Origin of the sequence: Pelagihabitans pacificus (genome assembly GCF_009371985.2) — a bacterium.
Lineage (GTDB): Bacteria > Bacteroidota > Bacteroidia > Flavobacteriales > Flavobacteriaceae > Pelagihabitans > Pelagihabitans pacificus.
This window is the reverse complement of the sequence record NZ_VIKU02000002.1, coordinates 380,385-406,752: the sequence shown is the minus strand read 5'-3', so window position 1 is coordinate 406,752 and position 26,368 is coordinate 380,385. Positions and strand designations below refer to the sequence as shown.

Annotated in this window: 24 protein-coding genes; 14 read left to right on the top strand and 10 right to left on the bottom strand. The window is 45.2% G+C overall.

The features are described from left to right. The first annotated feature begins 301 nt into the window (after positions 1-301). The 6 genes from FK220_RS09185 (at position 302) to galK (ending at position 8,706) form a co-directional block, all read left to right on the top strand. Complete coding sequence (locus FK220_RS09185) at positions 302-1,789, top strand: xylulokinase (protein ID WP_152574014.1); 1,488 nt, start codon at positions 302-304, stop codon at positions 1,787-1,789. A 25-nt stretch (positions 1,790-1,814) separates the two neighbouring features. Next, complete coding sequence (xylA, locus tag FK220_RS09180; protein ID WP_152574013.1) at positions 1,815-3,140, top strand: xylose isomerase; 1,326 nt, start codon at positions 1,815-1,817, stop codon at positions 3,138-3,140. 299 nt (positions 3,141-3,439) lie between these two features. Next, on the top strand, positions 3,440-4,789 hold the full coding sequence (locus tag FK220_RS09175) for a Gfo/Idh/MocA family protein (protein WP_152574012.1): 1,350 nt from the start codon (positions 3,440-3,442) through the stop codon (positions 4,787-4,789). Then, positions 4,786-6,387, top strand: coding sequence for an arylsulfatase (locus tag FK220_RS09170; RefSeq protein WP_317168320.1), 1,602 nt, complete (start codon positions 4,786-4,788; stop codon positions 6,385-6,387). The genes FK220_RS09175 and FK220_RS09170 overlap by 4 nt, the downstream gene beginning before the upstream one ends. Before the next feature lie 32 nt (positions 6,388-6,419). Next, the gene (locus FK220_RS09165; RefSeq protein WP_152574011.1) at positions 6,420-7,559 is read left to right on the top strand and encodes a formylglycine-generating enzyme family protein; all 1,140 of its coding nucleotides are present in this window, start codon (positions 6,420-6,422) and stop codon (positions 7,557-7,559) included. A 10-nt stretch (positions 7,560-7,569) separates the two neighbouring features. After that, positions 7,570-8,706, top strand: a complete 1,137-nt coding sequence (galK, locus tag FK220_RS09160; protein ID WP_152574010.1) for a galactokinase — start codon at positions 7,570-7,572, stop codon at positions 8,704-8,706. A gap of 22 nt (positions 8,707-8,728) precedes the next feature. Here galK and FK220_RS09155 read toward each other — a convergent pair whose 3' ends face one another. Next, positions 8,729-9,427, bottom strand: coding sequence for a LytR/AlgR family response regulator transcription factor (locus FK220_RS09155; protein WP_317168319.1), 699 nt, complete (start codon positions 9,425-9,427; stop codon positions 8,729-8,731). A 364-nt stretch (positions 9,428-9,791) separates the two neighbouring features. Between FK220_RS09155 and trxB the strand changes: the two genes are divergently transcribed. Then, the gene (trxB, locus tag FK220_RS09150) at positions 9,792-10,757 is read left to right on the top strand and encodes a thioredoxin-disulfide reductase (RefSeq protein ID WP_152574009.1); all 966 of its coding nucleotides are present in this window, start codon (positions 9,792-9,794) and stop codon (positions 10,755-10,757) included. A gap of 76 nt (positions 10,758-10,833) precedes the next feature. On the opposite strand, the gene FK220_RS09145 is transcribed toward trxB, so the two are convergent. The 7 genes from FK220_RS09145 to FK220_RS09115 all read right to left on the bottom strand — a co-directional run bounded on the left by FK220_RS09145 (position 10,834) and on the right by FK220_RS09115 (position 17,388). After that, positions 10,834-11,280 carry a hypothetical protein gene (locus FK220_RS09145; RefSeq protein WP_152574008.1) on the bottom strand — a complete coding sequence of 149 codons (447 nt, stop codon included), beginning with the start codon at positions 11,278-11,280 and terminating at the stop codon, positions 10,834-10,836. A 127-nt stretch (positions 11,281-11,407) separates the two neighbouring features. After that, a complete protein-coding gene (locus FK220_RS09140) occupies positions 11,408-12,457 on the bottom strand; it encodes an aminotransferase class I/II-fold pyridoxal phosphate-dependent enzyme (RefSeq protein WP_152574007.1) in 1,050 nt (349 codons plus the stop codon). Then, positions 12,451-13,467: a dipeptide epimerase gene (locus tag FK220_RS09135; RefSeq protein WP_152574006.1), complete on the bottom strand. Its 1,017-nt coding sequence runs from the start codon at positions 13,465-13,467 to the stop codon at positions 12,451-12,453. Before FK220_RS09135 ends, FK220_RS09140 begins: the two co-directional genes overlap by 7 nt. 115 nt (positions 13,468-13,582) lie before the next feature. After that, positions 13,583-14,323, bottom strand: coding sequence for a head GIN domain-containing protein (locus FK220_RS09130; RefSeq protein ID WP_152574005.1), 741 nt, complete (start codon positions 14,321-14,323; stop codon positions 13,583-13,585). A gap of 158 nt (positions 14,324-14,481) precedes the next feature. After that, the gene (locus tag FK220_RS09125) at positions 14,482-16,335 is read right to left on the bottom strand and encodes a PspC domain-containing protein (protein ID WP_152574004.1); all 1,854 of its coding nucleotides are present in this window, start codon (positions 16,333-16,335) and stop codon (positions 14,482-14,484) included. 50 nt (positions 16,336-16,385) lie between these two features. Further along, entirely contained in the window at positions 16,386-16,715 is a 330-nt protein-coding gene (locus FK220_RS09120) for a PadR family transcriptional regulator (protein ID WP_152574298.1), read from the bottom strand. Positions 16,716-16,905: 190 nt separating this feature from the next. Further along, positions 16,906-17,388 (bottom strand): DUF4870 domain-containing protein, encoded by a 483-nt coding sequence (locus FK220_RS09115; protein ID WP_152574003.1) that lies wholly within the window; start codon positions 17,386-17,388, stop codon positions 16,906-16,908. A gap of 132 nt (positions 17,389-17,520) precedes the next feature. On the opposite strand from FK220_RS09115, the gene FK220_RS09110 reads away from it, so the two are divergent. The 3 genes from FK220_RS09110 to FK220_RS09100 all read left to right on the top strand — a co-directional run bounded on the left by FK220_RS09110 (position 17,521) and on the right by FK220_RS09100 (position 19,695). Further along, the gene (locus FK220_RS09110) at positions 17,521-17,976 is read left to right on the top strand and encodes a DUF4442 domain-containing protein (RefSeq protein ID WP_152574002.1); all 456 of its coding nucleotides are present in this window, start codon (positions 17,521-17,523) and stop codon (positions 17,974-17,976) included. A 197-nt stretch (positions 17,977-18,173) separates the two neighbouring features. Next, a complete protein-coding gene (locus FK220_RS09105; protein ID WP_152574001.1) occupies positions 18,174-18,971 on the top strand; it encodes a TIGR00266 family protein in 798 nt (265 codons plus the stop codon). 31 nt (positions 18,972-19,002) lie between these two features. Then, the gene (locus FK220_RS09100) at positions 19,003-19,695 is read left to right on the top strand and encodes a DUF2461 domain-containing protein (RefSeq protein ID WP_394352422.1); all 693 of its coding nucleotides are present in this window, start codon (positions 19,003-19,005) and stop codon (positions 19,693-19,695) included. 3 nt (positions 19,696-19,698) lie between these two features. Here FK220_RS09100 and FK220_RS09095 read toward each other — a convergent pair whose 3' ends face one another. Further along, the gene (locus FK220_RS09095; RefSeq protein WP_394352425.1) at positions 19,699-21,246 is read right to left on the bottom strand and encodes a M81 family metallopeptidase; all 1,548 of its coding nucleotides are present in this window, start codon (positions 21,244-21,246) and stop codon (positions 19,699-19,701) included. Between the two features lie 199 nt (positions 21,247-21,445). Between FK220_RS09095 and FK220_RS09090 the strand changes: the two genes are divergently transcribed. From FK220_RS09090 to FK220_RS09075, 4 genes are all read left to right on the top strand, one after another. Next, positions 21,446-23,146: a GMC oxidoreductase gene (locus FK220_RS09090; RefSeq protein ID WP_152573999.1), complete on the top strand. Its 1,701-nt coding sequence runs from the start codon at positions 21,446-21,448 to the stop codon at positions 23,144-23,146. Positions 23,147-23,150: 4 nt separating this feature from the next. Further along, positions 23,151-23,744 (top strand): gluconate 2-dehydrogenase subunit 3 family protein, encoded by a 594-nt coding sequence (locus FK220_RS09085; protein WP_152573998.1) that lies wholly within the window; start codon positions 23,151-23,153, stop codon positions 23,742-23,744. Positions 23,745-23,832: 88 nt separating this feature from the next. Further along, positions 23,833-24,417: a GDP-mannose pyrophosphatase NudK gene (gene nudK / locus FK220_RS09080; protein WP_152573997.1), complete on the top strand. Its 585-nt coding sequence runs from the start codon at positions 23,833-23,835 to the stop codon at positions 24,415-24,417. Between the two features lie 146 nt (positions 24,418-24,563). After that, positions 24,564-25,097 (top strand): peptide-methionine (S)-S-oxide reductase, encoded by a 534-nt coding sequence (locus tag FK220_RS09075; RefSeq protein WP_152573996.1) that lies wholly within the window; start codon positions 24,564-24,566, stop codon positions 25,095-25,097. On the opposite strand, the gene FK220_RS09070 is transcribed toward FK220_RS09075, so the two are convergent. After that, complete coding sequence (locus tag FK220_RS09070) at positions 25,066-26,337, bottom strand: D-alanyl-D-alanine carboxypeptidase/D-alanyl-D-alanine-endopeptidase (RefSeq protein ID WP_152573995.1); 1,272 nt, start codon at positions 26,335-26,337, stop codon at positions 25,066-25,068. The two genes, FK220_RS09075 and FK220_RS09070, sit on opposite strands and share 32 nt — an antisense overlap. Positions 26,338-26,368: the final 31 nt, after the last annotated feature.

The following is a 26,368-nucleotide window of genomic DNA, read 5'->3' as shown; positions in this document are numbered from 1 at the left end:
CATATATTTTAAATAGATTTCCCCCTTATTCTATTTTGCTAAAGAATACGTAAATTTCGTCAGCTTCTTTATTCATAGCCGAAGTACGAAAGCCTTTTTATATATTTAGGGCACTTAAAAGTGTTTTTAAGGAGGCGGATACTTCCATTCCTGTCACAGTGTGCTGTTTTTTGGATACGAAAGCCTATAGTGGTTGGCGTGGACATAAAATTATTTCGTTTTCTCGAACATAAAATAGAATAGCACCAAAAAGGGATAAACGAGTTTCCGCTTTCTATGGGCACCCTACCTTTAAATGTGTATGTATTATTTGGGATTGGATATCGGGAGTAGTTCTATTAAGGCGGCTTTGGTAGAAATCGCCTCAGGGAAAAGTATCGGCCTTGTGCAACAGCCGGAGACAGAAATGGGCATGCTGGCCCTGCGAAACGGCTGGGCCGAACAGGATCCGAACGATTGGTGGCAACATGTTTGCCTCGCAATTAGGAAATTGAAACAGGAATGTGGCGTTTCTGCATCCCAAATTACCGGAATCGGAATATCCTATCAAATGCATGGGCTCGTGGTGGTCGATAAAAACGGGGAGGTATTACGTCCGTCGATTATTTGGTGCGATAGTAGGGCTGTCGAAATCGGGAACAACGCATTTGCCGACATTGGGGAGCAAACCTGTAATGCACACCTTTTGAACTCCCCGGCTAATTTTACGGCCTCCAAATTAAAGTGGGTCAAGGAAAACGAGCCTGGGATTTATGACAAGATAGATAAGTTTATGCTCCCTGGGGACTATATTTCATTCAGAATGTCGGGGAGCATCAACACAACCATTTCCGGACTTTCCGAGGGCATTCTTTGGGATTTTAAGGAAGGGGAGGTGTCTCAAATCTTATTGGATCACTATGGTATCGATAATTCCATGGTTCCGGAGATTGTGGATACTTTTGGTATACAAGCCCTGGTGAATGAAAAAGGTGCTGCGGAAAGTGGACTGGCAGAAGGGACCCCTGTATACTATCGGGCCGGTGACCAACCCAACAATGCCCTTTCATTGAATGTGTTTCGACCGGGTGAAGTGGCCGCCACCGGAGGTACTTCCGGTGTGGTCTACGCCGTAACCGATAGTTTGTCTGTAAAGGAAAGTGCCCGGGTAAACAATTTCGCCCATGTGAATTATAGTAAGGGGTCTTCCCCGAGAATCGGCAAACTATTGTGTATTAATGGAGCCGGCATTCAATATCGCTGGTTGCTCAATAACCTTTCGGTAACTTCCTATGAAGAGATGAACGATTTGGCTGCCAAAATACCGGTAGGTTCCGATGGGGTGGTAATGCTTCCATTCGGAAACGGTGCGGAGCGAATGTTGAACAACCGGGAAGTCGGATCACGACTGTTGAACATTAATCTAAACAATCATACCAAGGCACATGTATGCAGGGCTGCTCTGGAGGGAATCGCTTTTTCCTTTGTATATGGTATGGACATTATGCGATCGGACGGCATTATCGTGAACGTTATGAGGGTAGGGAACGACAATCTGTTCCGCTCGGGGATATTTGCCAACACGGTGGCCACATTAGTAGGCCACGAAATAGAACTTTATAACACTACCGGGGCCATTGGTGCTGCAAGGGCGGCCGGACTGCATGGGGGAGATTACCGGAAGTTCGGAGCCTACGTTATGGACAACGACCATGTGGGTACCTTTACACCCTTGGAGAACAAGGCCGAATACATCGACGCCTACCATAGATGGAAACAGGAATTGGAAATCGTAATCAATAATCGTTAATCAATTAGCAACAAATACTATTATCATGGTTATACTAGGAGACAAAGAATATTTTAAGGGTATCGGGGAAATAAGGTATGAGGGCAAGGAGTCTGATAATCCTTTGGCATTTAAATACTATAATCCCGAACAGGTGATAGCGGGTAAGACAATGAGAGATCATTTTAAGTTTGCTGTGGCCTATTGGCATACGTTCTGTGGTCAGGGAGCGGATCCCTTTGGGCCTGGAACACAGAACTTCCCCTGGGATCAAGCTGCCGATCCGGTGCAGGCCGCGAAGGATAAGGCAGATGCAGCTTTCGAGTTCATAAGCAAGATGGGGTTTGATTATTTCTGTTTCCACGATTTCGACTTGATTCAGGAAGCCGACACTTTTGCAGAATCGGAAAAGAGATTGGCAACGATTACCGATTACATCAAACAAAAGAAGGCGGAATCGGGGATAAAATTACTTTGGGGAACGGCCAATTGTTTCTCCAATCCAAGGTACATGAACGGAGCGGCCACCAATCCCGATTTTGACGTGGTAGCCCGTGCGGGTGCCCAAATAAAGCTCGCTTTGGATGCTACTATGGCCCTGGATGGAGAAAATTATGTCTTCTGGGGAGGTCGGGAAGGTTATATGTCGCTCCTGAATACCGATATGGGTCGCGAGCTCGACCATATGGGTAGATTCCTGGCCATGGCCAGGGACTATGCACGGGGGCAGGGTTTTACCGGAACCTTTTTTATTGAACCCAAACCTATGGAACCGATGAAACACCAGTACGACTTCGACTGTGCCACGGCCATTGGTTTCCTCAAGGAATACGGCTTGGAAAAAGACTTTAAAATGAATATCGAGGTAAACCATGCCACTTTGGCGCAGCACACCTTTCAACACGAACTCGCCGTAGCTGCCAAGGCGGGTATGTTGGGGAGTATGGACGCGAATAGGGGAGATTACCAAAACGGATGGGACACCGACCAGTTTCCCAACAATGTCCTGGAATTGACCGAGGCAATGTTGGTTTTTCTTGAGGCTGGCGGTCTGCAAGGCGGAGGAATTAATTTTGATGCCAAGATCAGAAGAAACTCTACGGACATGGATGATGTCTTTCATGCCCACATCGGAGGCGCAGACACCTTTGCCAGGGCTTTGATTGCTGCAGACAGGGTCATTACCGCTTCTCCGTATACCGAACTGCGCAAAAAACGCTATGCCTCCTTTGATGTCGGAAAAGGAAAGGATTTTGAGGATGGAAAGCTCGAATTGAAAGATCTGTATGAGATTGCCGTTGCCAACGGAGAACTTGCGTTGCGAAGCGGGAAGCAAGAACTATTTGAGAATATCATCAACCAATATATCTAAAGGTCTTAAGTATATAACACGTATGTAAAACTCCCGGGCATCCCTTAGGAAGTTTTAATTTTATAAAGGTTTTGCGGAAAGAAACAAAGGAAGCCGGGATTGCCGGATTGCAAATAATGTTTTATCTTGAAAGACTATCGAAACGGAAAAATCCAAACAGATGAAACGAGCATTAAGAAATTTTGAAAATTACTTCGCAAAAGGCGATGGCTAAAATTTTTAATGCGAGAGCGTAGCGGTTACGTACGTTCTCAATTTTTTAATGAACTTTTTTCAGATAATTAAAAACATTTAAACGTATGAAAAGCAAAGGAAAAATCGTCACTTCCGCCAATACAGGAAAAAACTCCAGAAGGAATTTTGTAAAAAACACCGCTCTGTTTACCGGGGGTACGATGTTGCTGCCCAATCTGAAGATGAACGCCATGTACAATGTGTTCAACGATAAAAAGTTAAAAATAGCCTTGGTGGGCTGTGGAGGCCGTGGAACCGGGGCGGCCATTCAAGCATTAAATGCCGATGATAATGTGCAACTGGTAGCTATGGCAGATGCTTTCGAGGACCGATTGAAAAGCAGCTTGATGAATATTTCCAAAGAAATGGGGGAGAGCAAAAAGGTAAAGGTCAAGGAAAAAAATCAATTCGTAGGTTTTGATGCTGCCGAAAAAGCAATGGATCTGGCCGATGTGGTTATTTTGGCCACCCCACCGGGTTTCCGCCCCGCTCATTTTGAGTATGCCATCAACAATGGGAAACATGTTTTTATGGAAAAACCCGTAGCGACCGATGTACCCGGGGTTCGCAGGGTATTGGCCGCTGCAAAAAAGGCCAAGGAGGATAAATTGAATGTGGTAGTTGGGCTTCAAAGACATTATCAGGACAACTATCTAGCGGCCATTGATCAATTGAAACAAGACAAAATCGGAAAAATTGTATCGGGTCAAGTATATTGGAACAGTGGCGGGGTTTGGGTTCGTGAACGCAAGCCCGAACAGAGCGAGCTTGAATATCAAATGCGTAATTGGTACTATTTCAACTGGTTGTGTGGTGATCACATTTTGGAACAACATATTCACAATATCGATGTAGCCAATTGGTTCATTGGTGAATACCCTATCTCGGCACAAGGGATGGGCGGTAGACAAGTGCGAACCGGAAAAGATCACGGGGAAATATTTGACCATCATTTTGTGGAGTTTACGTATCCAAGCGGCGCCGTAATCGCAAGCCAATGCCGTCATCAGCCTGAAACCATGAGCAGGGTGTCCGAATTTTTCCAAGGAACCAAGGGAACCGTTTCTACCGAAGGCGATAATACAACCATGAAGGACTGGAGTGGCGAAACGCTTTTTGAGCATAGGGGCAAAGACGATCCGAATCCGTATGAGGTAGAGCATATAAAACTCTTCGAATCCATACGCAACGGGGGAGTATTGGCCGATGCCGAGAATGGAGCGAAAAGTACCATGACCGCTATTATGGGAAGAATGGCAACCTATTCCGGAAAAGTAATACAATGGGAAGAGGCGATGCAATCGGAATTAAAACTGGTTCCGGATGCCCTCACCTGGGACTCGCCGGCACCTGTTCAACCCAACGCCGACGGATGGTATGAAATACCGACACCCGGGAAAACTAATGTGATGTGAAAAGAATCAATTGGCTTTTTACTCATCGAAAACGCATGTCCCTGCTGTTGGTAGGGACATTGTTTTTTTCCTGTAAGGAACAGTCCCCTTCATTACAAAAGACGGTTGTTGCTTCCCCTCCAAATATTATTTTCATTTTAGCCGATGATTTGGGGTATGGGGAAGTGGGCGTATATGGTCAGGAAAAAATAGAAACCCCCAATATTGATGCTTTGGCTGCAAGCGGGATGCTCTTCACACAACATTACAGCAGCGCACCGGTCTGTGCCCCCGCCCGTTACATGTTTCTCACAGGGAAGCATGCCGGTCATGCGTATATTCGCGGTAATAGTGAGTGGAAAGAACGGGGCGACGTATGGAACTACCGTGCCATGGCAAAAGATTCGACCTTGGAGGGCCAAGGTCCGATGCCGGAGGGGACCATCACCCTGGCGGATAGATTAAAAGGGGTAGGTTATACGACAGCTTTGGTGGGCAAATGGGGGCTCGGTGCGCCGCATACGAGATCGATTCCTAATGAAATGGGCTTTGATTTCTTCTATGGATATAATTGCCAGCGACAGGCACACACCTATTATCCGCTACACCTATATCGAAATAGGGAACGGGTGCATTTGAGGAACGATACGATAGCCCCACATACTGCTTTCCCTGAAGGAAAAGACCCTGCAAACCCCGATAGTTATGCCGATTTTAACGGAAGGGATTACAGTCCGGATTTAATGTTCGATGAAATCACCGGTTTTATTGCCGAGAATAACGACCGACCTTTTTTTCTATATTGGGCAACACCAATTCCACACGTTGCATTACAAGCTCCGGAACGATGGGTCGATTACTATGTAGCGAAGTTTGGGAAAGAGACGCCCTATTTGGCGAATGGGGATAATAACAGATATTTTCCACATAAAAACCCACATGCGGCCTATGCTGCCATGGTCTCCTACCTCGATGAGAACATCGGCAAGTTGGTCAAACAATTGAAAGAAGCAGGAATCTATGAGAATACACTCATCGTTTTTACCTCGGACAACGGACCGAGCTATGCCGGTGGTGCCGATCCGGAATTTTTTGAGAGCGCCAGGCCTTTCACGGGGGGGTATGGTCGGGGAAAAGGTTTTTTGTACGAAGGGGGTATACGCGTTCCGATGATTGCTTCATGGCCCGCACGTATAAAGGCCGGAAGCAAGAGCGACCATGTTTCGGCGCATTACGATATGCTCGCGACCTTCGCTGAACTTACCGGATACGAAATCCCTGAGGACACCGATGGCATTAGCCTTTTGCCCACATTCCTCTCCGAGGAAGGGCAACGGCAACACGAATTCCTATACTGGGAGTTTCCCAGTTATGGGGGACAGGTAGCCTTGAGAATGGGCGATTGGAAATTGGTGAGACAGAACTTGATGAATCAAGACGAACCTACACTTGAACTATACAATCTTGACAACGACCCTACCGAGCAGGTGAACCTGGCAGCAGAACATCCCCGGATACTGGAAAAGGCCGCGGAAATATTTCAATTGCAACGCAACGCTCCCGAATTGAATCATTTTCAAATTCCTTTGATAGACGATGGTTTATTAACCAAAAAATAGGATTAAATTTAAGGTTCAATTGTTTTAGAACTATGTGTCGAACCCTTTTTTTATGTACGATATTGTTTGTCTTTTTCTCGGTGGTCGGGTGTAGGGACAAGACGGTGACGAAGTCTGAAATCCCGGATACCGTCTCCCAAAAAAATACACCCCAAGCGTCAAAACCTGACATTCTTATTGCTCCCCCAAAGGATATAAAAGCTCCCGAGGGCATGGTCTGGATTCCAGGAGGGGAGGTTATAAAAGGGGCGGTACCAGGAGATAAGATGGCAATGGACCATGAAAAACCGGCGCACAAAGTCATTGTCGACGGATTTTTCATGGATATTACCGAAGTAACCAATGCCCAGTTCAAAGCATTCGTCGATGCCACCGACTATACTACGGTCGCAGAGCGGGAAATTGATTGGGAGGAAATGAAAAAGCAGCTGCCCGCAGGTACGCCGAAACCTCCTGATAGTATTATGCGACCCGGTTCACTCACGTTCAAGAAAACAAAGTCCTCGGTTTCCAACCTTTACGATTTCTCACAATGGTGGCAATGGACGATAGGGGCCAATTGGAAACACCCCAACGGTCCGGGCAGCAATATTATTGGCAAGGACAACGAACCGGTGGTCCATATTTCCTATGAAGACGCGGTGGCCTACTGTGAATGGGCCGGACGAAGATTACCCACAGAGGCCGAATGGGAACGTGCGGCAAGGGGAAATAACCACGATGCCCCCTTTTTCTGGGGAAAGGATGCAAGCATCCTCCCAGAAATGGCCAATACTTGGGAAGGTGAATTTCCTGTGACGAACACCGGAGAGGACGGGTATGAACGTAGGGCAGTCGTTAAGTCGTATCGTCCCAATGACTTTGGGCTCTATGACATAGCAGGGAATGTCTGGGAATGGACGAGTGATTGGTACAACAGTAATTATTATGCCGAGACTGCTGCTAGCGGGAAGGTTTTGGTGAATCCACAGGGGGCTTCGACCCCATATAATGCCAGGGATCCCTATGCGCGTGAACGAGTCATCAAAGGGGGTTCTTTTCTATGCAGCGATTCGTATTGTGCAAGCTATCGGATATCGGCCAGGATGGGAACGAGTCTCGATTCCGCCCAGGAACATTTGGGTTTTAGGACAGTGGCAACCGTTGAAATGATACGAAACGAAAAAGGGTAAGCTGAAGTTCATGCGGTTTTTAGAAACGTTCAATCCGGAATTGGTAGTAGCATCGCCAGGTAGAATCAACCTGATCGGAGAACATACCGATTATAATATGGGCTATGTGTTGCCCACTGCCATCGAAAGGAAAATTGTATTCAAATTCCAAAAGAATGCATCCGATCGGGAATGCAATATATATAGTACTGGTTTCAAGACCGGATTCAAGTTAAATCTTGACAGGATTTCGAAAAGTGAGACCGAATGGGAAAATTATATTTTGGGTGTTCTTCATGAGATTTTGAAGCGAACCGATAAGCTTCAGGGTTTTGATTGTACTATTCAAAGTAATTTGCCTTCGGGTTCCGGGTTGAGCTCCTCGGCGGCGCTGGAATGCGGTTTGGCTTTTGGCCTAAATGAGTTGTTTCATCTTGGACTGACAAAAAGGGATATTGTGCAACTTTCCCAAATTGCCGAACGTACCTATGTAGGTACCGAGTGTGGTATAATGGATCAGTTTGCTTCCGTGATGAGCGAAGCCGGTCATGTGATTTTGTTGGATTGCAGGTCGCTCGAGCATAGAATGATCCCGATACAGTTGCATCCCTATAAAATGGTGCTCCTGAATACCAAAGTATCCCACAACCTCGCCTCTAGTGAGTACAATGTACGAAAACATGAGTGCGAGCAAGGCGTAGCTGTCATTCAAAATTATTTTCCAGAGGTACGTTCCTTGCGGGATGTTAGCAAGAATATGTTAGACGAGTGCAGCGATAAGTTAAGTCATACGGTATTGAAGCGTTGTTCTTTTATCATTGCGGAAAATGAACGGGTGTTGCAAACGGCAAAAGCCTTGGAAAACCATGGATTGGGATTAGTAGGCCAACTCCTGTATGAAGCACATGAAGGTATCAGCACCTTGTATGAAGTGAGTTGTTCCGAATCCGATTTTCTGGTAGAATTTGCAAAAACGAACCCTGCCGTACTCGGCGCACGCCAAACGGGCGGTGGCTTTGGTGGATGTACCTTGAATATCGTTCATCAAGAAGCCGTGTCGGATTTTGTAAAAGAGGCTTCCTTAAGGTATCTAGAGAAGTTTGATATCGAACTCGAGGCATTTGAGGTGTATCCCAGTAAAGGAACTACCTCGTTTTTCTCAAAATAAATCGGGTTTATGAAGAAGATGGTCAGATTTCGGCGAGCGCTTTTTCCAGCTCTGATTTTCTGAGGCGGCTCATTGGGATTTTTTCATCCCCGATTTCTACATAGGTGCTCGAGAATTTGTCGATTTTTTCCACATTTACCGCATAGGACTTATGTATTCTAATGAACTTGGGATTGGGTAACCGTTCCAAGAATGCCTTCATGGTCGTGAGCACCAATATTTTACCATTGGACGTAATGATCTTTACATAGTCCCCTAAGGCTTCTATCCACTTAATTTGGTCGATCACAACCTTTCTTTTTTGAAGATTGCTATTAACGAAAATGAAATCTTGGGGAGTGCCTTCCCCCACGGAGTGAAGATGGTTGGCCAGCGCTCTTTGTATTGCGGTGTTGAATCGCTGAAGAAGTATGGGTTTGTGAAGGTAATCGGTAACATCGTAATCAAAAGCCCTTAAGGCGTAGTCCGATTTGCCCGAAATAATAATGATTTGAGGCCTATGTTCCAAAGTATCCAAAAAATCAAAACCGTCAATGACTGGCATTTCGATATCAAGTAGGATAAGGTCGATCTCCTTTTTTTGCAGTCCCTCCCTTGCGGCTACACCGTTTTCATAAACGGCTTCCAATGTTAGATTGGGATGATTATTCACTAATTTGGATATTACCTTGAGCTGCATGCCCGAATCATCGATGACTACGGTCTTGAGTACTTTGTTCACTATTAGTGCTTTTTAAAAACGATTCCAAAATTACAGAGGATTTGAATAAAAAAAAATGATGTCTGTCAGCCTTTGTAATGTTTTTTATCAATTACACATACGATTCTTTCATAAAAAGAAATGACGGAAATAATTTGAGGGAGATTCTTTGGTCGATGAGATTACTTGATTTTAGCGTAGATTAACAATGAATTTCACGGAAATTGAACGTATTTGGGACCAAGTTGGACTACATTGTTCACTTAACGCGAAAGTATCCTTGTTTAAAAGTTTTTTGCAAGGATGCACTCGGATAACTTTTAATAATAAAAAAGTAAGTTTTTTTGTAAAAAAACTACTTTTGTCATATAAACTCAAGCAAACTATGTCAGCGCAAATAGAGAGAATAAAAACATTGATTATAGGATCTGGTCCAGCGGGGTATACTGCTGCCATATATGCTGCTAGGGCAGATTTAAAACCCGTGGTATATACTGGAATGGAACCAGGGGGCCAATTAACCACTACTACTGAAGTTGATAATTTTCCGGGGTACCCTGAGGGAATCGATGGGCCCACCATGATGGTGCAACTTCAACAGCAGGCAGAACGTTTTGGAACCGAAGTTCGTATTGGTATGGTTACCGCCGTTGAGCTGAGTGATGAGGTAGGCGGTATTCACCTTGTTACCGTGGACAACGATAAAAAGGTAGAAGCGGAAACTATTATTATTGCAACCGGTGCTTCGGCGAAGTACCTGAACATTCCCAGCGAGCAACGTTTACGCGGGGGTGGTGTTTCTGCCTGTGCCGTCTGTGACGGATTTTTCTACAAAGGCCAAGACGTTGCCATCGTGGGTGGTGGGGATACAGCTGCCGAGGAAGCCTCCTATTTGGCCAATATTTGCAATAAGGTGACTATGTTGGTGCGAAAAGACCATATGCGTGCTTCCAAGGCCATGCAGCATAGGGTGAATAGCCTGAAGAATATCGAGATACGATATAATACCGAGGTCGACGAGGTACTGGGAGACCAAGTGGTAGAAGGCCTCCGGATGGTCAACAACCAGACCGGTGAAAAAGAGGAGATTGCTATAACCGGCCTTTTTATCGCCATTGGGCATAAGCCGAATACCGATATTTTTAAGGGCCAATTAGATATGGACGAGACCGGATATTTAATTACCAAGGGAAAATCCACAAAAACCAATAAACCGGGTGTTTTCGCCTCCGGAGATTCACAGGACAAAGAATACCGGCAAGCGGTTACCGCCGCAGGTACGGGTTGTATGGCGGCTTTGGACGCCGAACGGTATTTGGCGACCGTTGAAACCCCGGAAGAAGTGGCTTAAAACCAATAGAAGAAAACTGTAAAAAAGGGTCGCCGTCATATGACGACGACCCTTTTTGATGGGAATTAATCGTAACTTAATCGATTCTCCTATAGTTTTCCGAGAAGGTACGGTGCCCCTCGTCATCCAATGTTATTTGACTATAGGTATCTTTGTCAAGTACGAGCTCAAATTTAAAGACTTGCACGGTATCAATGACTTTCATCATGGCATCCGAACCGTATTCCAGGCGTTCTTCCAACTCGTTTTGGGTGTTGGTATATGATCCAAAACCGAACCATTCCGCGGGATCGTCGGGGGAATAACGTGTCCACATGACCTTGCCTTTACTGTATATCTTAACCTGGCGATAGCCATTGGTGTTGGGGATGGTGTCGGAAACCCCTTGTTCGTCGTAGTTAAAACGATTGATAAGTTCCCAAGTGCCTTCCAGGGAATTTTCCGTTTGTGGTTTCGAGGATGTGAGCGCAGTTGTAGATACGATTACCAACATCAGCAAAACCAATCCTGCTATTTTTTTCATATTCGTAGTATTTAAATTAGTACCTCGGTAAACACATAAAAGATACGAACTATATTTATCATATTCCTAAAAAATATTAAGAAAATTTAACAATATAATACTTAAGACGCACTAAGTTTCTTAGGTGCTATTCCCTAAAAGAATTAATGGCCTCCGCCAACCTATCAATATCGTCCTTGGTATGGGCGGCGCTTAGAATAATTCTATTCATTACCGTGGCAGCCTCACTCGGGTAGGCAAAACTTGTTACGATTATGTGATGCACCCTAAGGTAATCGGTTAAGGGGTCACCAGTATAGCTGAAGGCAGGATGACTGGGCATTTGAAGAAAAAAATCCGGGTTTTTGAGCTGTTTAAGAAACACTTCGATATTGTCGTGAAGCTTGCGCCTCTTTTCTAAATAAATCGATTCCGCTTGAAGTAAGGTGGCCATCGAGGCCGGGGAGGCGGGACTCGCTCCCCCGAAGAAATCGGAGTCGGTAAGTTGCCTTATTCTCTTGGCCTTGGCAAAAACTGCTCCGGCCTGAACGCTGAATCCCTTGCCCAATGAACAACAGACGATAAGTTCCCTGGGTCGAAGCGCTTCTACCATTCTGAATACACCAGCTCCTGAATCTCCAACTATGCCAATGCCATGGGAGTCATCGACTACGAGTACGATCTGGTCCAAGGGCAAGGATTTCAGTGCTTCAAAACCGGGATAATTACTACCGGAAAAATCGATGGAGTCCAGAAAAACCACTGGAATTTGGGTGCTTTTTGTGGACAAATGTTCCCGTAGGGCAATATTCAAGGTAGCAAAAGTCGTGTAGCACTTGGTTTTGGAGGCAAAAAGTGCAGAATGCGTATTGGGGGCGTAGAAGAGTCGATAATCACGGGTGCTCAGTTGCTGTACCACAAATTGTCCCGCCAGATATCCGGAGGATAGGGTACTACATGCTTCGCTACCTACCAGTTGGGACAAATAGGCCTCCACTTCCTCAAAAATGGTGATTTGGATATTTGACTTACGGGAGGCCCCATAGCTGGTACCATAGGTGTTTATATTTTGTATGAATAGCTTTTGAAACGCCGGATCGGTTTGAAGTCCGAGGTAGGCGGTACCACCAAAGTACAGGTATTTTTTATTATTGAGCAAAAGCTCCCTTCCCGGAAATGAATCGATATAAGCTACCATTGTCGTAGGGTTATGCCGCTCCCGCCCGCGGTCGGGAAAACAAGTTTGCCATTCTCCACTATTTGTATCCCGTCGGCAATGTCTTCTTTCAGGAGCAACGGTCCATCCATATCCACATAATCCAACTGGGGCAAAAGCTGTGCAATGGCCGAGATACCTACCGTAGATTCGGTCATACAGCCTACCATCACCTTCAGCCCCAGTTCCCTGGCCTTTTTAATCATACGCAATGCCGGGGTAAGCCCGCCACATTTGACGAGTTTAATGTTTATGCCGTTAAAGTGTAATCCACAATTTTCAACATCTCCTTCCACGATACAACTTTCATCGGCGATTACCGGCAGCACGCAATGATGGGCCACCCGTTCCATGCCCTCCCAATCATCGGCCTTTAAGGGCTGTTCCAAAAACTCCACTCCAAGGTCTTTTAATATTGGGGCATTGCGAATGGTCTCATGGGCCGACCAAGCACCATTGGCATCGATCCTGAAAACCGCATCGGTGTGTTCGCGTAAGGACCTCACGATGGAAACGTCATTGTTCGTGCCTAATTTTATTTTGTAGATAGGCCAGGGAGTTTCCTTCATTTTTGCGACCATTTTTTCAATGGTATCAATGCCAATGGTGTAATTGGTAATAGGATAATAGTCTAGGTTGGTCCCCCAAAGTTCATACAACGGTTTCCCTAACAGTTTTCCATATAGATCGTGTGCCGCCAGGTCCAAGGCACAAATGGTAAAGTTGGTCAATCCCTTACTGACCAAAAAGGAATGGAACACTTCCGGGGTCGTGAACTCAAATGCTTCCAACTCATCTCGAATGGCCTTTATTTCGGCCATCATGCTTTCCACAGTGCTATTGTAATAGGTATTGGAAGTCGACTCGCCATAACCCGTTCGTCCATCCAACGAAAGACCAACTATCAGGGTGTCCTGAAAATCGTGCGATTCGCGTGAAATGCTGAAGGTATGTTTAAGAGGAAGCACATACTTTTTGAGGAGTACTCGCATTGTCGATAAGGTTTGTACTAATATAGACAAACAATCGGGACGGCTAAAATAAAGACCCTGGATTCCGGTCTTATGGAATCAAGGGTCTTGTTGGTGTTCAGGTTTGTTTTAAATACTAATCCTTATGTACGATGCTTCCTGAAAAATTCTTTTTACCTTCAAAGGAGGCATCTCCGGAGTACGAGATATTTCCCCCGCTACTGGCGTTCGCCACCAAAGACTCGGTAACGTGGATTCGAAGGTTACCCCCGCTGCTAGCTTCTGCGGTACATATTTTAGACTCCAGTTCCCGAGCATTCACGTTACCCCCGCTGCTTACATCGAAATCTGCCTCTTCGGTCGTACCTGAAATAGAAAGGTTGGCTCCGCTACTCGCATCGATTTCCACATCATCGGCATCGAGTTCCAAGGTCAATAGGGCACCGCTATTGCCATCGATCTCCAATCGATTTCCTTTGATAGTGTTTTTGGTTTCCAGATGTGCGCCACTGGTAGCTTTGATAGCGGTCACATCGGGAAGCGACACATAAACGTTTTTGGTAGCCCGCCCTATGTTCTTGATGGCGTGTATCTTCAATCGTCCGTCGTTGATATCGGTACCGATAAGATCAATGATATTCTCGTCGGCCTCCACTTCGATTTTAAAGTCTTTGGCCTGGGTTACATATACCATAAGGCCTTCCGAAGCCGTAATTTCGGTGAAATCCTCGGTGACGCTTCGTGTTTGGGTGGTAACGACGCCGTTACCTTTCTTTCCGCTTCCCCAGCTGTCGCCATCGATGCGAATGTCAAAACCGCACGATGAGAGGAAAAGGGTGAGTACTAATGCGATGGTAATTTTTACTAGTGTTGTCATGATCGTTGTTTTATGTCGCACCTGTTTCGGTCTCCTGAAGTAAGCGCAACCATTGATTACTGTTGTTGTTATTGATTAATGTAAAATTGCGTATTTAAATCTTTCTTTTCCAATTCACGGGACCGAGTTGTCAAATCCTATGGATGAACTGTAAGGTGTCAATCGCCCGTCCTGATTCGAACGCCATCCTTGTCAATTTTCATTTGCAGGGTATCCCTGTTATCGTCAACATCGATATCTACCTCGTCTTCATTAATGATAACCTTGTCGATATCGTTACCGTCCTTGTCTTTGGCTTTGATGTTCACACCATCCTCATCGATTTTCATTTTGAACGACTCTCCATCTTCGTCTTGAAAATTAATATCGATACCGTCTTCATTAATGATGATTCTTCCATCTTCCCCCTTCCCTTCGTCCCAAGAATCGATATTTTCCGGACAGTCTTGGCATTTTAGTTCCCCGTCCTCGCCCATCTTCCAAAGATATCCTCCCAGGCCATCGGTAGCTTTATCGGTGTCGGCCCGCATTCTCCAATTACGACCATCGCCCGTAGAACCGAATTTCATGTGGGCACCCGCGGGGAGTAACAAATTTACCCTCACTTGCTGGTCTTTAAACTTACTATCCCCCAGGGTAGTCAAAAAATCGTTCATTACCAGCGTATTGCCCTGCACTTTGTACGCATAGTCAATTTTTTCGGCCGTGCCTTTGGCTTCGGCAATCGAAGGACCGTTCGCTTCCTTTCGTACTTCAATGCGTGCTATGGAATCTTTGGACTTGCGGATACGAAAGCGTACATCGTCGGACAGTAGCACCGGTTGTCCGTCGTCATCATAGGTCATTACACTGTCGTCCATTCGCATGTGAACCCTGTTATCCCACAGTTCGGAGGTCGCAAGCTGAATGTTGAGGGTGTCGTTTACGGTGTCCATGTAGAGTTCGTTACTCGTTTTGACCGCACCGTCGAAAGCATGGGAAGCGGCTTCCCGTACCCCGATGACAATCAGGGAGATGAGTGAGATCAGCCATAGACCCAGTAAGGTGAATTTGGCAATGTTCCCAATCGATTTCAAGTTGGTTACCAGGATCTTGAGTCCTAAATACAGTAGGAAAAAGAAGGGTATCCCAATGACAAAGAAAAACAGGAGCGATAGTAGCCATACGGGTGTATCGGTTACGTTGTTTACAAATCCATCGAGACCGGGAAGGTGAATCCAGTCCAAGGTACCTACGGTCAACATACCGACGAACATACCTATGATGACGGCCGCACCGATGATAATCAAAAGAATTCCAACAAACTTTCCAATTACTTTAAACAAGAACATGATGATATCACCCAGGGTATCGAAAAAAGTTTTGCCTCCGTCCTTTACCCTGCTGCCGACCTTGTCATAATCGACACTTTTAATTTTTTCGGCAACATCATCAAAGCCTTCCTTTACTTTTCGCTCGATATTGCTGATGTTAACCGCCTCACCGCGCATATCCAACTTTTGGGCGGTAGTGGCCGCCTCCGGAATCAGGATCCATAGCAGGCCGTATAGGAGAATAAAACCGCCTCCGGAGCCGAGCGTAAGTACAATCCACAACAGCCGCACCCAGATAGGATCGATGCCTAGATAATGGGCCAGTCCCGAGGAGACCCCGGCCACGTATTTCTGTTCGGTGTCGCGATAGAGCTTCTTAACTCTTTTTCGTTCCTGGGAAGCCGATGATCGCGGCTCATCCTCGAAGATGTCCTCGTCGACCATGTAATCCTCTGGCTGCCCCATAATGGCGATTACCTCGTCTACCTCTTTTTGGGTAATTACCTGGCGCTCGTTTTCCAATTTTTCATGGAAAAGCTCCGCGATTCGGGCTTCAATATCAGCGAGTATTTCATCGCTTCCCGGGGTGTTGGCAAAGGAACGTCTTACGGCCTCCAGATAACGCCTCATTTTATTGTACGCATCCTCATCGATATGAAAAAGGATATTGGCGAGATTTATATTTACTGTCTTGTTCATTTTTTGATTGTTTTTACACTATGCTATCTTCAGTGTGTAGTTGTTAATGGTTACTTGCTTTTGGTGACCAGGTTTGTTGCACTTCTCAATTCGTCCCAAGTAGTATCGAGCTCTTTGAGAAACATTTTTCCGGTCTCGGTCAAGGTATAATATTTTCGGGGCGGTCCACTGGTAGACTCTTCCCAACGATAGTTGAGTAGCCCTGCATTTTTCAATCTGGTAAGTAGCGGATAAATAGTACCTTCCACTACCAGCATCTTGGCGTCTTTTAAGGTCTCGAGGATTTCGGAGGCATATTTATCCTTGCCATTCAATATGGAAAGAATGCAATACTCTAGAACCCCTTTACGCATTTGCGCCTTTGTGTTTTCTACATTCATAATTTCTTTTTGCTTTTTAAGCAGTCCCGACGCCTTCGGCTGTTTTTTAAACTCTTTTGAAGTGGTCGTCTGCATGGGTTAACGGTTCGTTTTTTGATTGATGAATAAACTTCATACTCGTTGATGGTTGATGAATAAACTCTTTGATCCGGTGTGATGAGTACCTTCCTTTATTTTTTGAATTGTTCTATTATTTTATAAAATTGATAGTGATCGGATATTTAAATGTTTGTCCTTCATTGGTTCTGATAACAGCGAGAATGGTATATACGATATTGACCACGATCAAGGCGCCCTGTATCAATCCCGTGATACCGAGAGGTACCAACCATCTCCCAAACCGAAAATCATCACTGTCGAAATGAATGTTGAGGTTGTTGAAATTGTTCAGGCGATCTAGGCCAACAAAACCGAAATCGAAAATATCGGGAAAGAAACCGATGAAAAAAGGAATACTGACAATACCCAATACAATGGAGTAGAGCAGTAGGCTAATTTGGAAATTCAGTGCTTGTTTGCCGTTATAATCAACAAATTCATATTCTTTCTTGTTCGCAGTCCATAATACCAAGGGAATGATAAAGTTCCCGAAAGGAATAAAGAACTTTGAAAAAGTCGACGCATGGATCAGGGCCGATAAGTTTCGTTCGTGTTTTGATAAGGTATTAGTCATGGCATGTTATTTTCTTATACAAATATATATCTAAACACAGGTACTATGCAACACATAGTACTAATATTTAACAAATAATTAACAATTAAAGATTGAACTATTTTCAATACTTTTAGGGCAAAATAGATGCCAATGGCAGTATCTACCGGCAAGTTCAACGCTTTCACTTTTTTTAAACTACCTTCGGCCTGGTGGTGCGGGATTCGTCTTAAATATATTGATGACCGGAAGGCAATCGTAACGGTTCGGCATCGCTGGTTCAATCAAAATCCGTTTAAATCGATGTTTTGGGCCGTCCAGGGGATGGCCGCGGAGTTCGCTACTGGGGCGATGGTCACCTTGCAAATCAGGGAAACGGGAAGAAGAATATCGATGCTGGTCGCCAATAACAAAGCCAATTTCTCAAAAAAAGCTACGGGTAAGATTACGTTTACTTGTGAAGATGGTCACCTGATCAAGGAGGCTTTGGACAAAACCATCGCCACCGGTGAGGGGCAAACCTTTTGGATGAAGTCTGTTGGAGTCAATGAACAGGATGTAGTGGTCTCGACCTTCCACTTTGAATGGACAGTGAAGATTAAGGATTAATTAGTATAAGCTATCGAGGACGGAGTACAATCTTGTCGAAGTGTTAATAGTCTTGAAGACTTGGCGAAAAGTTTGAAGTTACAGAATTATCCGGGTCACCCGTAACTTTTAAGGCAAGATTGATACCAATTGGTCAAGAACACAATAATTTCGATTACCACAATAATCTTTTAACCCAGTAATGAAAAAATAAAACAATGAACGCGCACGAAATAGATTACCAGATTTACGGAGAAGAAATGCAATACGTTGAAATCGAACTGGATCCCCAGGAGGCAGTCGTTGCCGAAGCTGGAAGTTTTATGATGATGGACAATGACATCAAGATGGATACCATTTTTGGGGATGGTTCCAATCAGGAGAAAGGCGTTTTAGGCAAAATTTTCTCTGCAGGAAAGCGCATTCTTACGGGGGAAAGCCTTTTCATGACCGCTTTTCTAAACGAAGGCCACGGAAAAAAGAAAGTGAGCTTTGCTTCACCCTATCCAGGTAAAATAGTGCCTATCGACTTATCGGAAAAACAAGGGAAGTTTATCTGCCAGAAAGATGCATTCCTTTGTGCGGCCAAAGGGGTATCGGTCGGTATCGAATTTTCCAAGAAACTGGGCCGAGGGCTCTTTGGGGGCGAGGGCTTTATCATGCAAAAGTTGGAAGGTGACGGTATGGCATTTGTGCATGCCGGTGGCACCTTGGCAAAAAAAGAACTTGCCATGGGCGAGATGCTCAAAGTAGATACCGGATGTATCGTAGGCTTTACCCAAAATGTAGATTATGACATCGAGTTTGTGGGCGGTATCAAAAATACCGTCTTCGGGGGGGAGGGATTGTTCTTCGCCACGCTGCGAGGACCAGGAATCGTGTACGTTCAATCACTGCCCTTTAGTCGCTTGGCGGGCAGGGTGTTGGCCGCCCTTCCCAGAGGTGGAAAGGATAAGGGGGAAGGAAGCATCTTAGGAACCTTGGGCGATATCGTTGGTGGGGATAATCAGTTTTAGTACATCCACCCGTTGGTCACTTCCTTCTTAGTTGAATTTGATCGAACCATTTAAAGTCTATCAGCTACCAAAGGATTTCCACAACCTCGTCAACTTCCTGAAAGAACTACAGAAGAACAACAATAAGGATTGGATGGACACCCACCGAAAGTGGTATAAGGAGGTCCGGAACGATTTCATCGAATGGTTGGATAGAATGAACGACCAGCTCGCGACCATCGATGACGATTATTACGATACGCCGGGCAAAAAGGGCATCAATCGCATCAACAACAATTTGATGTTTCATCCCCACAAACCTGTTTACAAGGACCATTTCGGGGCGGGATTGGACAAACGTCCCGGTACGGGGGATTTCTACGTTGAAATAGGAATCGAACGTTCGTTATTCGCTGGTGGACTGTGGCGACCCGACCCTAAAACCTTGCGAAGTCTTAGGGATGCCATCGACTACGATGGGGAGAAACTTAAAAAGATCATCGACAAACCTTCTTTCAAAAAAACGTTCGGGGGTCTTTATGAGGACGAAAAATTGGTAAAGGCCCCTAAGGGTTTTTCAAACGACCATCCACATATCGACTTGTTGCGCAATAAGACCTTCGCGGTCGCTGTGGCGTTTTCCACTAAAGAGGTGCTACAAGACGATTTTGACAAAAAACTCATCAGGGTATATCGGGAAATGCTTCCGTTCCGCAGGTATTTGAGCAACGCGTTGACCGTTTAACTCTTACTTCAAAGCATCGGAAGCAGGAATCAAGCGCGCTGTCAAATCCGGGTCTTCCATGTCTTTGTCCAACGGAAACATGGGGCGTTTGATGCGTTGGTACCCGAGACGTTCCAAGTCTTGGTCGACACCACCGGGTGTTAAAGCCATAATCCAATCACCCCGCATCTCGTAAAGTTCCGGCACCAGATAGCCGATTTTTACCACTACGATATCTGTTTGGCGAGGATTTAGCCCCAGATCGGTAAAATCATTTTCTTGGTGGTAGGGTTTCCGTTTTTTGGTGACAATAACGTTCGCACTTCCGATTTTTACCACGACCTCCACTTCTGCGTCACGGTCTCCTTCTTTAATAGCCATAATTGTGCCGGTAAGTTGCAGCGGAGGCGCAAAGCGATCATCAACGGCCGCTCCGACCACAGCGCAAACCTTTCCGCCAGCACCAACTTTCAACGCTTCCTCTATCAATTCTGGACCGGGAATGGAAGCATAGATAAGCGAAGGGCCCTCATTGCTTTTGAACTCCGGTCGCCCCAAGAGTTCCCGCAGTGTCCATGTAACATCGCCCGCACCACCTGCAGTAGGATTATCGCCCATATCACTGATGATAAAAGGTTGTTTGTTGCTAGCGAGCGCTTTTTTGAGGCTCTCCTCCAAAGTCGCTACGGGTGCTACGAATTCGAATTCATTTCGAACGTTCCAAAAGGCGTTGGCCAACTGTTCGGCGCCTGTTGTAACTTCCTCTTTGTTGTCGCCCGTAACCATTACTACGGCATGGTTACGAGGTTCATCGGCCCAAGCATAACCGATCCAGATAGCGGCATCAGTAACTCCTTCCTGGGCTTCTATGGAAGGTATTTTGGCATAAAGACTCTTACCAGGCTCGATTCGGGTGCTTGTCTTTTCCCCCGGCAAAAGGATGGGTACGGGAATCCATGCCTTGTAGGCTGGTTTGCCCTGGCCGTTTTCCAAACGATCTAACATGTTCGTGATAGCCCGTGCCTTCGATTCCAGCGCATCTTCATGCGGTGCCATTCGGTAGCAGGTAATCAAATCGGAATGCTGTGCCAAACGTTCCGAAACGTTCCCGTGCAAATCCATAGAGGTGGAAACCAATACCTCGGTGCCGATTACTTCGCGAATACGTTTGATCAGGTCACCTTCCGGGTCATCGAGCCCAACCACGCTCATAGCCCCATGGATATCGAAAAAGAGGCCGTCATACGGACCGTTCTCTTCTAGCATTTTCAAGGTTTTTTCGACCAAGGATTCATAAGCCTCCCGAGTGACGATGCCACCTGGTAAGGATTTACCCAATAACGTAGGTATCCATTCGGCCCTTTTACGAACATCGGTGCCTTCTGCAAAAAAAGGATAGCGCCCAAAAATCGAATCTCCGATACGGGCATGAAAAGCCTCTTCATGTGTTTGGGCAGGAGAGAAGGTGCTCGACTCAATACCGAGTCCGGCAATGGCAATTCTCGGAAGTTTTTTTTCGGTTTTCTGCTTCGTAGTTTTTTGATGGCAACTTAAAGTTAGGAGTGCTAGTATTACAATGAAAATGTTGGTTTTTTTCAATTTTATTTGGTTAAGATGAATAGGTATTTTTTTAAAACATGTTCAATGATTGAAGAACTGGTTATTGGTTTACTTTTTACTAAAGATAGTTCCATTTTTACTATTTCGACAAACCAATATCTTTGTGATCTCGATCTTTAATTCTTATCTTCAACCGCAAATAGCACCGTACATGGCCAATTATAATATAGATGCAAAAAAAGAGATGACCTATGACGCGATTGTCATAGGTTCAGGTATCAGTGGGGGATGGGCCGCAAAGGAACTCTGCGAGAAAGGACTTAAAACCTTGGTTCTGGAACGTGGAAGGATCGTGGAACACGTAGTAGATTATCCCACCATGAATCTAGATCCATGGGATTCCGAACTGAGGGGCGGACTTACCCCTGAGCAAAAAAGGAAACATTATAAAGCTATACGTTCTGGATGGATTGGTACCGATACCGAACATTTTTGGGCCGATGACGAGGCGAATCCCTACACAGAGGTAAAACCGTTCCTTTGGCTACGAGGTCACCAAATGGGAGGCAGATCTTTATTGTGGGGCAAACAAACGTATCGATGGAGTGATTTGGATTTTGAAGCGAATGCCAAAGATGGTCATGGTGTTGATTGGCCTATTCGGTATAAAGATATCGAGCCCTGGTATACCTATGTAGAGAAATTTGCCGGTATCAGTGGGGAACCTTTGGGTTTACCTCAATTGCCCGATAGTCATTTTCTGCCGCCAATGGAGCTCAATTGTGTCGAAAAACACGTAAAAACCCGAATCGAAAAGGATTTTCCAGGTAGAAATATGATTATCGGACGGTGTGCGCACTTAACCGTTCCCCATAATGGTAGAGGTCAATGTCAGAATAGGAATCGATGTAGCCGCGGATGCCCTTTTGGAGCCTATTTTAGCAGTAATTCCGTGACCCTCCCCGCAGCGAATGCTACTGGTAATTTGACCATCCGACCGCATTCCATTGTGCAGTCTATTGTATACGACGATGTAAAGGGAAAGGCTACAGGAGTAAGAATCATCGATGCGGAAACGAATGAGGATATCGTCTATTCGGCCAAAATAATCTTCTGCAATGCATCGGCCTTGGGTACCACCCAGATTCTGTTAAACTCTACTTCCAAAAGATTCGAAAACGGATTAGGAAACGACAGTGGCGAATTGGGACGTAATTTAATGGATCACACTTATAGGGTAGGTGCCATAGGAAAGGTGGAAGGATTTGATGATAAATATTATAAGGGAAGAAGACCCAACGGCATATATATTCCTAGATATTGGAATATTGACGAAAAAACGAAATCGGATAAATTTCTACGCGGATTCGGTTATCAAGGCGGAGGATATCGGGGCGGAAATCCTGCCAATAGCGAGGAGTTTGGGGCCGACTTTAAAGACGGTATCCTGAAACCGGGGCCTTGGGAATTCTTTATTACCGGCTTTGCGGAATGTTTACCTTACCACGAAAACAAAGTAACCCTGAACACTGAAGTACTCGACAAATGGGGGCAGCCCACCTTATCGATTGATGCCGAATTCAAGGAGAACGAAAAAGCGTTGAACAAACAGATTCAGGAAGACGCCGTGGAGATGTTGGAAAAAGCGGGATTAAGAGATGTACTAGGTTTTGACAACGAACACGAAATGGGTAATGGTGTGCACGAAATGGGTACGGCTAGAATGGGCCGGGATCCCAAGACTTCCGTATTGAACGGCTTTAACCAAGTGCATGCCGCAAAAAACGTTTTTGTGACCGATGGGGCTTGTATGACCTCGTCCTCCTGTGTTAATCCCTCATTGACCTATATGGCCATTACCGCCAGGGCGGCCCATCACGCGGTTTCTGAATTGAACAAACTTAACATTTAAATCGATGGATCGAAGAAAAGCATTGAAAAAAACGGGTTTATTGGCAGGAGCTGCGATGGTAGCACCTTCTTTCCTTTCGATATTCCAATCATGTAAGCAGGAATCCCGATTGGATTGGCAGCCGATGTTCTTCGACGAGAACGAAGCCAAAACAATAGCGGCTTTGGTCGATGTGATTTTACCGCGTACGGATACTCCAGGAGCTTTGGATGTCAAAGTAGATTTGTTTATAGACAAAGTAATCGCGATGACCTACGTTGAAGAAGCACAACAAGCCATGCGATCCGAAATAGCCACTTTTAATGCTAATTGCAAGCAAGATTTTGGAACGTTTTTTTTCGACTTGGACGAAACCGATAGGGTAGCCGTTCTAGAAGCGGCGGAAAAGTCATCAGGAAAGTTCAATCCCGGTGTTTGGGGCACAACCGTAGGTGAACAAGAGCCGATCGGTTTTTATAGATCCATGAAATCCATGGCGATCTGGGCCTATTTTACTTCTGAGGAAATTGGGGAGAATGTACTTAGCTATGATCCTGTTCCTGGTACGTATGAGGGATGCAAACCTGTTTCCGAGGTCGGGAATCGATGGAGCCTATAGGGATGGGCAATACTTGATGCAAGCCTATTGCAAGAACAGTTATCTACCCACGTAGGTTTGATTGAATTCCAACTTAAAAGAAGTCCTTTTGAAAAATTCCCGTATCAGAAACATTCGAAAAGAGTTGCTCTCAGACAACTGGTACACCCTCAACAAATTTACTTTTGAGTACCGGAAAGAGGATGGTACCTGGGAAACGCAGCAACGGGAAGCCTATGACCGGGGAAATGGGGCGGCCATTTTATTGTACAATAAGAAAAAACGCACCGTGGTGTTGACCCGTCAATTCAGAATGCCCACCTACGTAAACGGAAATGAAGACGGGATGATGATAGAGGTCTGCGCGGGACTTTTGGATGGCGACCACCCAGAGGACTGTATCCGGAAAGAAGTGGAAGAAGAGACCGGTTACCAGATCCACGATGTTCAAAAAGTGTATGAAACCTATATGTCACCCGGATCGGTTACCGAAATCCTATATCTTTTTATCGGGGCCTATGAAGACCGAATGAAAGTTGGTGAAGGAGGCGGGGCCGAACACGAGACCGAGAATATCGAGGTCTTGGAAGTCTCATTTGATGGTGCATTGGGTATGATGCGGTCAGGGGAAATCAAGGATGCCAAAACCATGATGTTGCTACAATATGCCCTTATCAGTGGCTTATTGGATTAGTGTTCCATAGTTTCCACCCCATCAAAGCACCTTTTGAAAACGGTTTCCGGATGATGGCCCGCCCGTACTAGCGGTTATGTTCGTTGTATCATTTCAAAATAGAGGTTTCATGGTAATTTTTGTACGCTCTTGACGACGTATAAAGTATGGCGGATATTCGTAACATAGCGTTTGGCGGGGGATGCCATTGGTGTACAGAAGCGGTTTTTCACTCACTTAAAGGAGTAGAAAACGTGAAACCAGGTTTTGTGGCTTCCAATGGAAAATACGATACGTTTTCCGAAGCGGTAATTGTCTCTTACGACCCGGATGAAATATCCCTTAAAGAGTTAGTATTAATCCATTTACATACCCATGAGAGTACGGCGAATCACTCGATGCGCACAAAATATCGTTCCGCTGTTTATACCATCGAATCGGAGGATGAACAAGTATTGAACACCATGTGGGAAGAGCTACAAGGGGAATTCAAGCGAAAATTGATTACTGAAATACTACCTTTCAAGAGGTTTAGGCCCTCTGACGAACAATTTCATGCTTATTACTACTCCAATCCGAACAAACCTTTTTGCAAGAGATACATCCATCCTAAATTGGAGTTGCTCCAGCGAAAATTTTCAAAAAATGTAGCATGGGGAGAACACCGGTTCAGTACGTATCCCGAAGCAACTCGAGAATAGCTTCCATTCTTTTTTTTATTTCACTGGAAGGTCGCAAAAAATGGTTGTTCATAAAACTAAAAATCAAGGTCTTCCCTGTATGGGTTATCAGGTAACCACTGAGGCAGTAATTGTTTCCCAAACTACCGGACTTAGCATAGATATAGGGTTGGTCATCCCCCGTATACCAGTCTTCCAGTGTGCCCGAGACACCTCCGGCAGGGAATAGGGTAAACAAACGATCTCTCGGAAGTTCATCAAATAACTTTTGAAGCACATGTACCATCGATTGGGGAGTGAATAGGTTGTAACGCGAAAGCCCCGAACCATCGACCCATCTGGGTGGATGTTGGAGGTCGGAGAGCTGGTTTTCCAGAATGTATTCCTGCGCCCTAAACCCATCCAAGGTGTCCGACAGGCTCGAAGCGGCTAAGATCAGCAGCTGCTCGGCTAAAAAATTGTCACTTTCGACCATCATTCTTTTATTGACCGAGTCGGAAATGACACTGAAAAGGAGTTCCTTATCCCCTTCAGGAAATTCATTGATGATTTGCACCTTCTTTTTCAAAACTGTTTCCAACAGTACACGGGTTAGCGAACTATCTACTCTGAAAGGCACCGTGAGGGTATCTGTTCGGTCGGCGGCATAGTAGAACAGATTGCGGTCTGCTTCCCGATTGATCGGGTATTCCATAGCAACAATGTTGTTCTTGAAATAGGCAGGTATTGCCTGGATAGAATCCTTTCCAAAAACGGTAACTACATTTCCATAAAGGGGAAATCCGCTTCGTTCGACCTGATAGTAATACGGATAATCGTCCCATGCCCAACCAGCCCCGAATTTTGCGGTATTGAAGTTATTGAGGTATAGTGCGATATGTTCATAATTCTTTAAAAAGTCGATGGCAGTACTATCCTGGAAATGGGGGTGGAGCAAAGTAGGGTCCCCGGTACCCTGTATGAATAGTGTATCTCCTTGTACCAGATACTTCAAAGCGGGTACTTTTTCCGGAAGCACTTGAAGGGAAGTGTAGAGCGTAAAAATTTTGGTATTGCTCGCCGGGGTAAAGTATTTCAAGTGGTTTTTACAAAAGATAGTGTCTTTTGTGGTGGCATCCATCACCAAGAAACCCGTAAACTGATTATCTAAAAGCCTATCGTTTAGTTCCCTGCCAATTTCTTTTCGTATTTTTCGGTTTTTTGTTGAAGCACAGCTCGCTAAAAGTAGCACGGCGACAAAACAGCAAAGTGTGTTTTTCATGTTTTGGTAAGAATTTATTGACGCTTGGCAA

Coding starts and splice junctions, on each gene's coding strand:
- FK220_RS09125 (WP_152574004.1), bottom strand. CDS start 16,335: ATGAACAAGACAGTAAATATAAATCTCGCCAATATCCTTTTTCATATC.
- FK220_RS09135 (WP_152574006.1), bottom strand. CDS start 13,467: ATGCGAGTACTCCTCAAAAAGTATGTGCTTCCTCTTAAACATACCTTC.
- FK220_RS09110 (WP_152574002.1), top strand. CDS start 17,521: ATGGCAGTATCTACCGGCAAGTTCAACGCTTTCACTTTTTTTAAACTA.
- FK220_RS09090 (WP_152573999.1), top strand. CDS start 21,446: ATGGCCAATTATAATATAGATGCAAAAAAAGAGATGACCTATGACGCG.
- FK220_RS09075 (WP_152573996.1), top strand. CDS start 24,564: ATGGCGGATATTCGTAACATAGCGTTTGGCGGGGGATGCCATTGGTGT.
- FK220_RS09115 (WP_152574003.1), bottom strand. CDS start 17,388: ATGACTAATACCTTATCAAAACACGAACGAAACTTATCGGCCCTGATC.
- FK220_RS09105 (WP_152574001.1), top strand. CDS start 18,174: ATGAACGCGCACGAAATAGATTACCAGATTTACGGAGAAGAAATGCAA.
- FK220_RS09185 (WP_152574014.1), top strand. CDS start 302: ATGTATTATTTGGGATTGGATATCGGGAGTAGTTCTATTAAGGCGGCT.
- xylA (WP_152574013.1), top strand. CDS start 1,815: ATGGTTATACTAGGAGACAAAGAATATTTTAAGGGTATCGGGGAAATA.
- FK220_RS09165 (WP_152574011.1), top strand. CDS start 6,420: ATGTGTCGAACCCTTTTTTTATGTACGATATTGTTTGTCTTTTTCTCG.
- FK220_RS09120 (WP_152574298.1), bottom strand. CDS start 16,715: ATGAATGTAGAAAACACAAAGGCGCAAATGCGTAAAGGGGTTCTAGAG.
- FK220_RS09175 (WP_152574012.1), top strand. CDS start 3,440: ATGAAAAGCAAAGGAAAAATCGTCACTTCCGCCAATACAGGAAAAAAC.
- galK (WP_152574010.1), top strand. CDS start 7,570: ATGCGGTTTTTAGAAACGTTCAATCCGGAATTGGTAGTAGCATCGCCA.
- FK220_RS09145 (WP_152574008.1), bottom strand. CDS start 11,280: ATGAAAAAAATAGCAGGATTGGTTTTGCTGATGTTGGTAATCGTATCT.
- FK220_RS09085 (WP_152573998.1), top strand. CDS start 23,151: ATGGATCGAAGAAAAGCATTGAAAAAAACGGGTTTATTGGCAGGAGCT.
- FK220_RS09140 (WP_152574007.1), bottom strand. CDS start 12,457: ATGGTAGCTTATATCGATTCATTTCCGGGAAGGGAGCTTTTGCTCAAT.
- trxB (WP_152574009.1), top strand. CDS start 9,792: ATGTCAGCGCAAATAGAGAGAATAAAAACATTGATTATAGGATCTGGT.
- FK220_RS09070 (WP_152573995.1), bottom strand. CDS start 26,337: ATGAAAAACACACTTTGCTGTTTTGTCGCCGTGCTACTTTTAGCGAGC.
- FK220_RS09130 (WP_152574005.1), bottom strand. CDS start 14,323: ATGACAACACTAGTAAAAATTACCATCGCATTAGTACTCACCCTTTTC.